Below are 8,476 nucleotides of genomic sequence, written 5' to 3' on the forward strand. Positions count from 1 at the left end.
CAGGCCGACCGGATCGAACAGCGCGCCATCGCCTGGCTGGACGCCAGCGGCATCTTCGCCAACGACGTCGACCGGGCCTGGAACCTCGCCGCCCACGCCACGGAGTTCAGCTGCCGGGTGGCCCCGCACGGCGAGGAGGAACATCTGTTCCTCCTCGCCATCTGGAACCACTGGATGTTCGCCCTCGACGACGTGCGCCTCGACACCGGCTCACCGGCCGCCCGCCACCTCGACATCATCGACCTCGGCTTCCGCATGACCCGCTGCGTCGAGGCGCCGGGCTCCGGCATGCTCGGCGCGGGCCCGGTGGCCGCCGCCCTCGACGACCTCGTCCGCCGTACCCGGGCGCTGACCACCCCCGTACAGTTCCAGCGGCTCACCGACGGCCTCCGGGACTTCCTGCTGGGGGTGGCCTGGCAGAACGGCAACAGCGCCCGCGGCATCATGCCGAGCCTGGCCGACTACCTGCCCGGCCGGATATCGGATGTCGGCGGCCGGTTCGACGCGGCCCTCATCGAGATAGGCAACAACATCGAGGTGCCGGCCGAGCAGCTGTACTCCGATGCCGTCCGGGCCGTGACCGAGGCCACCGGCCTGATCGTGTCCTGCGACAACGACCTCCTCTCCTATGCCAAGGAGGACAGCCGGCGCGCGAGTGGCCAGCAGCTCGGCCAGAACGTCGTCAACGTCCTCATGCACCACAACCGCTGCACCTTCGACCAGGCGGTCGCCGACGCCCTGGCTGTCCGCGACCGCACCATGACCCTCTTCCTGACCCTGCGCGACCAGCTCCTCGACGACGCCGGACCGGCCCTGCGCCGCTACCTCGAAGGGCTGGGCCACTTCATAGCCGGGAACATACGGTGGTCCGACACCGCACCGCGCTACGCCAGCCCGCGCAACCGCCACGAACTCCCCGTACCCGGCGCGACCTTGAACGTCACCTGGCGGGAGCGCCCCACCGACCCGAGCACCGAGCCCCTGCCCATACCGACCGTGGCCTGGTGGTGGGACCAGCTGCGCGTACCGCGTCAGAGCCCGCGCCACCACCGGGCCAGCGACTGCCACCAGGATTTGAGCAGCAGCGGCGCACTGGCCGGCGGCTCCGGGGCCGTCGCGGGCGGCTGACGGAGCGCCTCGGCCGCGGCGTCCTCCTCCGCGAACGACGCCTCCCACGCGGCGCCCGGATCGGGCGCGGGAGGCTGCTGGGCCTGGCGGGTGAACTGCACCGGAAGCGCGTCCAGATGACGGACCATCAGCGACGAGGTCCAGCTCAGCTCGGACTCCTCGCAGGAGATCACGAGGTCGGGCAGCCGGGTCAGCAGCGTCTCGATGCCCGTGTCCGCGATGGCCCGGCCGATGTCCTGGCCGGGGCATTCGTGGGTGCCGCCGCTGAACGCCAGATGGGACCGGTTGCCGTGGACCGGGGCCATCGGGTCGGGGCGGATCACGGAGTCCGTGTTCGCCGCGGCGAGCCCGATCACCAGGGCGTCACCGGCCTTGATCTGCTGGCCCGCGAGCTCGGTGTCCTGCGCCGCCCAGCGGCCGAGGATCGTCGTGAACGGCGGCTCGTCCCACAGCACTTGCTCCACCGCGTCGGGCCACGTCATATGGCCGCCCGCCAGGTGGGCGCGGAAGCGCGGATCGGTGAGAATCATCTTCAGCGTGTTCGCGATCAGGTTCGCGGTGCTTTCGAACGCCGTGATGAGGACGAGCCGCAGATGGTGCACGACCTCCTCGTCGCTGAGCTTCGAGGGGTGTTCGAGCAGCCAGCTCGTGAGGTCGAGACCGGGGCTGCCGTGCTTGCGGGCCACCAGTTTGCTCAGCGTCTCCTGGAGGAACGCGTTGCTGGCGACCGCCGTCTCCGTGCCCTTGACCATGTCACGAGCGGCCTCGACCAGCCGCGGACCGTAGTCGTCCGGCATGCCGAGCAGCGTCGTCATCACCAGCATCGGCAACGGCTCCGCGAAGTGGTGCACCAGATCGCCGGTGCCCTCGGTGCAGAAGGCGTCGACCAGCTCGTGGGAGAAGCGCGTGATGTGGCGGCGGATGCCCCGGCGGTCGAAGCGGTCCAGGCTGTCGTTGACCGCCCCGCGCCAGCGCTCGTGCACCTGACCGTCGGCGAAGACGCAGATGGGCTGCCACGCGGAGACGGGCGCCAGCGGATGGTCCGCGGTGAGCCGGCCCTCGCGCAGGGCGCTCCAGTGCCGCGAGTCGCGGGAGAACCGGGTGGGCGTACGGACCACCTCCAGGTTCTCGCGGTAGCCGAGCACCAGCCAGGCAGGGAGGTCGCCGTCCAGCAGTACGGGCGCGACCGGGCCGTGCCGTTCACGCAGCCGCTCGTACAGCGCCATGGGGTCGGTCTCGGCGTCGGGCCCGTACAGCCGGGTGATCCCGCCGGAGCCGCCGCCGTGCGCCGGGCACTGCGGCGGCGGCGCGAGGGGGGACTGGGCGCGGGCGTGTTCGTCGGGGAAGGTCACTGTCGCTCCGGGGATACGGTCGTCATGGAGTGGAGGTATCGCATGAGCGCCATCAGGGTGTCGCGGCAGGAGCCGCGGTCGCGGGCGTCGCACTCGACCATGGGCACCTCGTCCGGCAGGTCCATGGCGGACCGCAGCTCACGCATCGGATAGGAGGGCGCTCCGGGGAAGGCGTTGACGGCGACCACGAAGGGCACGCCGCGCTCCTCCAGGCGGCCGACCACGTCGTAACTGACCTCCAGCCGACGGGTGTCGACCAGTACCACGGCGCCCAGGGCGCCCTCGAACAGCCCGTTCCACAGGAACCAGAAGCGCTGCTGGCCGGGGGTGCCGAACAGATAGAGCACCAGCCGCTCGTTGATGCTGATCCGGCCGAAGTCCATCGCCACGGTGGTCTCGGTCTTCTCCTCCACCCCGGCGATGTCGTCCACCCCCACGCCGGCCTGCGTCATCGTCTCCTCGGTGGTCAGCGGGCGGATCTCGCTCACCGAACCGACGAGGGTCGTCTTTCCGACGCCGAAGCCACCGACGATCACCACCTTCACCGCCGTGGCGGCGGAGGCGGGGAGGTAGTCCTCGCTCCTGGGGCCGGTGTACGCGTCAGAGATTCTGTAGTCCATGCATCACCGCCTCAAGAAGCTGGATATCGGGCAGCGCGGCGGCCGGTACCGGAGGCCGTGCTTCAACTTGCTCCCGTGCGACCAGCTCGTCCAGCAGTACGAGCAGGGTGCTGACGGGCAGGGTCAGATACGCGGAGATCTCGGCCACCGAGAGGGGGTAGTCGCACATCCGCAGAATCGCGGCCTGCTCGGGCTGTAACCCCGAGTCCGGCACGGACCGGGTCACGATCAGCGTCACCAGGTCGAGAGGGCCCTTGTGCTGCACCGGACTCGCGTCGTCGGAGATGGTGAACAGCCGTTCGGGGTTGCCCGGGTCCCAGGCGCGGCGTCGCGCCTCGCTCATGTCACCGGTCCGCTGACCCGCGGCGGGCTGGTGAGGTGCTCACCGATACGGGCCACCAGATCGCGCATCTGCTGCCCCATCAGGCCCGTGTCCACGTCGTCGTCGGCCAGTACCGCGAGATACGCGCCCGGCCCGGCCGCCATCATGTAGAAGAAGCCGCCGCTGACCTCGATCACGACCAGTCTCATATGCCCGTCGCCGTGCGGGAATTCGGTGGCGACGGCCGTCGACAGGCTCTGGAGGCCGGCACAGGCGGCGGCGAGCCGGTCGGCGGCGTCGGTGTCCGGGCCGTGCTGGGCCATGCGCAGGCCGTCGGAGGACAGCACGATCACGTGGCGGGTCTGGGGAACACCTGTCGCCAGATCCTTGAGCATCCAGTCCATGTTGAACCGCAGCTGCGTCACTTGGCTACTCTTCCTTGTCTGACATTGCGTCGCTGTTCGGCTGACCCGAATCGGCCGCGGGCGTCAAGCCGTTGAAGCCGCTCATGAAGGAGTCGATCCACAGACCGGGCTCCCGGGGCGGCTCGCTCTCGACGGGCTTGCGCGGCGAGTTCACGTTCGCGGGTTCACGGAACGAGCGGATGCGCGGGGTGTTGGGCATGCGGCGCCGTCGCTGCGGGAGTCCTTCCCCGTCGTACTCGGCGGCCGGTGGCTCTTCCATGGGCGGCGGCACCTGCGGAGGCGGTGAGCCCGGACGCCTCTTGATCTTGGGGGGCGGGAAGGTGGCGGCCCGGGCCACCTCGCCACCGGGCGCGTGGGTCGGCCGGATGATGTCCTGCGGGGCGACCAGGACGGCCCGGACGCCGCCGTAGGCGGAGGGGCGCAGCGAGATCAGGAAGTCGTGCGTCTTGGAGAGCCGGCTGACCACGGCGAGGCCCAGCCGCGGCGCCTCGCCGAGATCGTCCAGGTCCAGGCCGCCGTGCATCGAGTTCAGCACCGCCTCCGCGCGCCGCCGGGTCTCGTCGGTGAGTCCCACGCCGGAGTCCTCGATCTCGATGGCCACGCCCGACTGCACCTGGATCGCGGTGAGATGCACGCGCGTCTCCGGCGGGGAGTACCGCGTGGCGTTGTCGAGCAGTTCGGCGACGGCGTGGATCAGCGGCTCCACCAACGGGCCCTCGATCGCGACGTCGGCCACCGAATGCAGGTCGACCCGGCGGTAGTCGACAATGCGCGACATGGCGCCGCGCAACACGTTGTACAGCGGGATCTGGTACTTCCACTGGCGCCCCGGCCGCGATCCGCCGAGTACGGCGATGCTGTCGGCCAGCCGTCCGACCAGGGCGTTTCCGTGGTCGAGGTGGAGCAGGTCGCGGAAGAACTCCCGCTGGGCGCCGTGCCGGTCCTCCATCTCCCGGATGTCCGTCGCCTGCTGGTGGACGATGGCCTGTACGCGCCGGGCGATGTTCACGAAGGCGCGCTGCGCGGAGTCGCGCATGCCCTCCTCGGTGTGGACGGCCTCGATGACGGCGCGCAGCAACTGCCGGTGCGCCTTCGCGTACTGCGGTTCCAGCCGGACGATCGGGTGGACGTGACGGAGCACGTCGTCGAGCGGGGTGCCGCGGCGGAGCAGGATCACCGCCGCGGGCAGCATCTCCCGCGCGAGCCGGACGATCTCGGCCTCCTGCTGGTCGAGCCGGCCCTGGAGGGCGGCCTCGCGCTCGGCGGACCGTGCGCGCAGCGACTCGATGAGCCGCCCGCGGCGGATCGCCTCGGCCGCGACGAGCGCGACGGCGAGGGTGGCCACCGTGCCGCACCAGGCCACCGGGGTCCGCGCCTCGGCCGTGACCGCCGCGACCGCGGCCGCCGCGCAGACCGCGACCACGGCGGGGGGCAGCAGCCATATGAAAGCGGAGGTGGGCCGCCTGGCATGGGATGTCGAGCCAATACCAACCATCGAGATCCTTGAACTCTTGGAAAGGGAGGTGAATGGGGGTGAATGGGTTTCGGAGCTGCGTGTGCGAATGGGCGCCGGCCTGTTTTACCTCGAAGAACAGCGGCAGCGCAGCAGTTGGCAGCGGTGTGCTGTGGTCACGGCAACCCACTTCGCGCCATGGAGCGTAGCTTGCCATGCCGGTCTGCGGGACGAAGATGTCATATTCGGAGTGACGCACTGATGAGTGAATTCGAAGGGGGCATAATGCCCGCGCTTTTGTGCACGAATTCTTTTGCGAAGTCACAGGACAGGTGTTCGTTCGATCGCGGGCGTCACCCGTGCCGGTGTTCCTGCCCGGAACCCCGCCCGCGCAGCGCCCGACGCGGCTAGGATCGCCGCACCAGGTACATGTACAGACCGTATGGACAGACCGTCGGGAGAAACCGCCATGACGGGGCATCAGCACGAACAGCGGCACTCCGCCGCCCTGTTCGAGCGCGAACAGGAGATCGCCGCCGCCGAGCGGGCGGTGGACGCCTTCTGCGGACACGCCGCCGAAGGGGATACACCCCGCGGCGGACTACTGCTGTACAGCGGGGAGGCCGGTCTCGGCAAGACGGCGCTGCTGGCAGAGGTGCGGCGCATCGCCATGGAGCGCGGCCACTGCACCGTGCTCTCCGCGCGCGGCGGCGAATCGGTGCGCTCCGTGCCCTTCCACGTCGTACGGCAACTGCTCCAGCCCGCCATCGTGCCGATCTCCGAAGCCGAGCGCCGGGGCCTCTTCGCGGCCTGGTACGACATCGCCGGACCGGCCCTGGGCGTGGCGCCGCCCCGCGACCAGCAGCCCGACCCGCAGGGCGTGCGCGACGGCATCGACTGGGTCGTCACCCGGCTCGCCGTCAGCAATGACCCGCTGGTCCTCATCATCGACGACGCGCACTGGGCCGACGCCGAGTCCCTGGCCTGGCTCACCTCCTTCGCCGTGCGGCTGCCCGAACTCCCGCTCCTCGTCGTCCTCTCCTACCGCCCCGACGAACTCCCCGAGCACGCCCCCGCCTTCGCCGGCCTCGTCGGCGGTCGCGACGTCCGCCCCGTCGCCCTCCGCGAACTCACCCCGGCAGCCGTGGCCGAGCTCGTGCGCACGACCCTCGGCGAGGGCGCCGACGACCCCTTCTGCCGCGAGGTCTGGGCCGTCACCGGCGGCAATCCGTACGAGGCCGTGGAGCTGATCGCCAAGGCCCGGGACCGCGCCATCGAGCCGGTCGAGGACTGTGCCGCGCTGCTGCGCGACCTCGGCGCCGAGGCCCGCGGCACCGGTCTCGTCGCCCGGCTGGCGGGGCTCGGCACGGAGGTCACCCGCTTCGCCTGGGCCGCGGCCGTGCTCGGCACCGAGATCTCGCCCCGGCTCGCGGCCAACCTGGCCGCGGTGTCCCCGGCGACGGCCGCCGAGTGCGCGGACCGGCTGCGCGAGGCCCGTATCCTCACCGGCTCCAGCGATCTCGAATTCGTCCACCCGCTCATCGCCACCGCCATCTACCAGGCCATCCCGGCCGCCTTCCGTACCGCCATGCACGGTCAGGCCGCCTTCGCGGTCACCGAGGAGGGCCACGGTCCGGCCGCGGCCTCCCGGCATCTGCTGGAGGTCCACCCCGAGGACGATCCGGACCTGGTGAAGCAGCTGCGCGCCGCCGCCCAGGAACACCTCGCCGTCGGCGCCCCGCACGCGGCCCGCCGCTGCCTGGAGCGGGCCCTTCAGGAGCCGCCGCCCGACGAGGAGCGCGCGGCCCTCCTGTACGAACTCGGCTGCTCCGCCCTGCTCACCTCGCCGCACACCACCATCGGCCACCTGCGCGAGGCGCTCTCCCTGCCCGGTCTCCCGGAGGAACTGCGGGTCGACGCCACGTACCGGCTCTCCCAGGTGTACGGGCACAACAGTCAACTCCCCGAAGCGGCCGAAGTGGTGGCCGCCGAGGCCTCCCGTACCCCCGCCGGCCCCGGCCTGATGCGGCTCCAGGTCGCGCACTACCTCTGGACGAGCACGCAGGTCGACGAGGTGGACAGCATCGGCCGGGCGCGGCGGATCGCCGCTATAGCCGATCGTCTCGACGGCGCCGACGACGCCGAGCGGGCCCTGCTCGCGCTGCGCGCCTTCGACGGCATGATCCGCGGCGAGAACGCGCTGCGCGTCTCGGAGATCATCGACCGCGCGCTCGTCGACGGACGCCTCACTCCAGGACTGGGCTGGACCAACACCCAGTGGGGGTTCGAGATCCCCTCCGTCATCTGTCTGACCCTCGCCTACACCGACCGGCTCGACGACGTCGCGGACCTGTCCGACGAGGCCGCCCGCGCCTTCGAGATCGCCGGCTGGAGCGGCGCCCACCTCGCGTACGCCCATGACATCGTGGGTCTCGTGCACCGCCGACGCGGGCAACTCGAACTCGCTGAGACGTTTCTCCGCGAGGGACTCCGGCTGGCAGGCCGCCACAGCCCCGGCATGCCCGTCCGGTGGAACGGCACCTGCCTGCTCATCGACACGCTGCTCGCCCGCGGCCATGTGGACGAGGCCCAGGCCGTCGCCAAGGCCAACTCCTTCGGCGCGCCCTACTCACCGGCGATCGTCATGCCCGAAGCCGCCTGTCTCGCCGGACGGCTGCTGCTGGCCCGCGGCTGCCGCGAAGAGGCGGTCATCGAACTGGAGGCCGTGGGGCGCCAGTTGGCCGAGCGTGGCCGCAACAACACCCTGTGGGCGCCCTGGGCCCTCGACCTCGCGGACGCGCTGGCCGACGAGGACCCCGAGCGCGCCCGCGCGCTGTCGGCCGAGGCCGTCCAGCACGCGGCCCGGTTCGGCACCGACACCGCCATGGGAGAGGCGCTGCGCCGCGCGTCGGCGCTCGCCGAGGAGAGCAAAACCCTCTCCATGCTGGAGTGTGCCGTCGACCATCTGCGCCGCTCCCCGAGCCGGTACGAGTATGCGGCCGCCCTGGTGGACCACGGCACGGCGCTCCGGCGCGACGGCCAGTGCGCCGGCGCCGCCGAACAGCTCCGCCAGGGGCTCGGCCTCGCCGAGGACTGCGGGGCGGACGGCGTCGCGAAGAAGGCGCGGGAGGAATTGGCCGCTGTGGGGCTGTGAGACGTGGTGGCAAGGGGAGGGG

At 71.3% G+C, this 8,476-nt stretch carries 7 protein-coding genes; 2 read left to right on the forward strand and 5 right to left on the reverse strand.

What is annotated here, in order from left to right:
* Positions 1-1,128, forward strand: a 1,128-nt coding sequence (locus tag ACFU99_RS23560) for a terpene synthase family protein (RefSeq protein ID WP_384395057.1), incomplete at its 5' end; no start/stop codon positions are given.
* On the opposite strand, the gene ACFU99_RS23565 is transcribed toward ACFU99_RS23560, so the two are convergent.
* Genes ACFU99_RS23565 through ACFU99_RS23585 form a run of 5 tightly spaced genes read right to left on the reverse strand, consistent with a single transcriptional unit; the run spans position 1,032 to position 5,342 of the window.
* On the reverse strand, positions 1,032-2,480 hold the full coding sequence (locus tag ACFU99_RS23565; protein ID WP_384395059.1) for a cytochrome P450: 1,449 nt from the start codon (positions 2,478-2,480) through the stop codon (positions 1,032-1,034). The genes ACFU99_RS23560 and ACFU99_RS23565 overlap by 97 nt on opposite strands.
* Entirely contained in the window at positions 2,477-3,100 is a 624-nt protein-coding gene (locus ACFU99_RS23570) for an ATP/GTP-binding protein (RefSeq protein ID WP_363230496.1), read from the reverse strand. Before ACFU99_RS23570 ends, ACFU99_RS23565 begins: the two co-directional genes overlap by 4 nt.
* Entirely contained in the window at positions 3,081-3,443 is a 363-nt protein-coding gene (locus ACFU99_RS23575) for a DUF742 domain-containing protein (RefSeq protein ID WP_384395060.1), read from the reverse strand. The genes ACFU99_RS23570 and ACFU99_RS23575 overlap by 20 nt, the downstream gene beginning before the upstream one ends.
* Positions 3,440-3,826 carry a roadblock/LC7 domain-containing protein gene (locus ACFU99_RS23580; RefSeq protein ID WP_384395066.1) on the reverse strand — a complete coding sequence of 129 codons (387 nt, stop codon included), beginning with the start codon at positions 3,824-3,826 and terminating at the stop codon, positions 3,440-3,442. The genes ACFU99_RS23575 and ACFU99_RS23580 overlap by 4 nt, the downstream gene beginning before the upstream one ends.
* A 25-nt stretch (positions 3,827-3,851) precedes the next feature.
* On the reverse strand, positions 3,852-5,342 hold the full coding sequence (locus ACFU99_RS23585) for an ATP-binding protein (protein WP_384395062.1): 1,491 nt from the start codon (positions 5,340-5,342) through the stop codon (positions 3,852-3,854).
* 427 nt (positions 5,343-5,769) lie between these two features.
* Here ACFU99_RS23585 and ACFU99_RS23590 point away from each other — a divergent pair, with 427 nt between their 5' ends.
* Positions 5,770-8,454: an ATP-binding protein gene (locus ACFU99_RS23590; RefSeq protein ID WP_384395063.1), complete on the forward strand. Its 2,685-nt coding sequence runs from the start codon at positions 5,770-5,772 to the stop codon at positions 8,452-8,454.
* The last annotated feature ends 22 nt before the right edge of the window (positions 8,455-8,476 follow it).

The sequence above is a fragment of the Streptomyces sp. NPDC057654 genome (assembly GCF_042800135.1).
Taxonomy (GTDB): Bacteria; Actinomycetota; Actinomycetes; order Streptomycetales; family Streptomycetaceae; genus Streptomyces.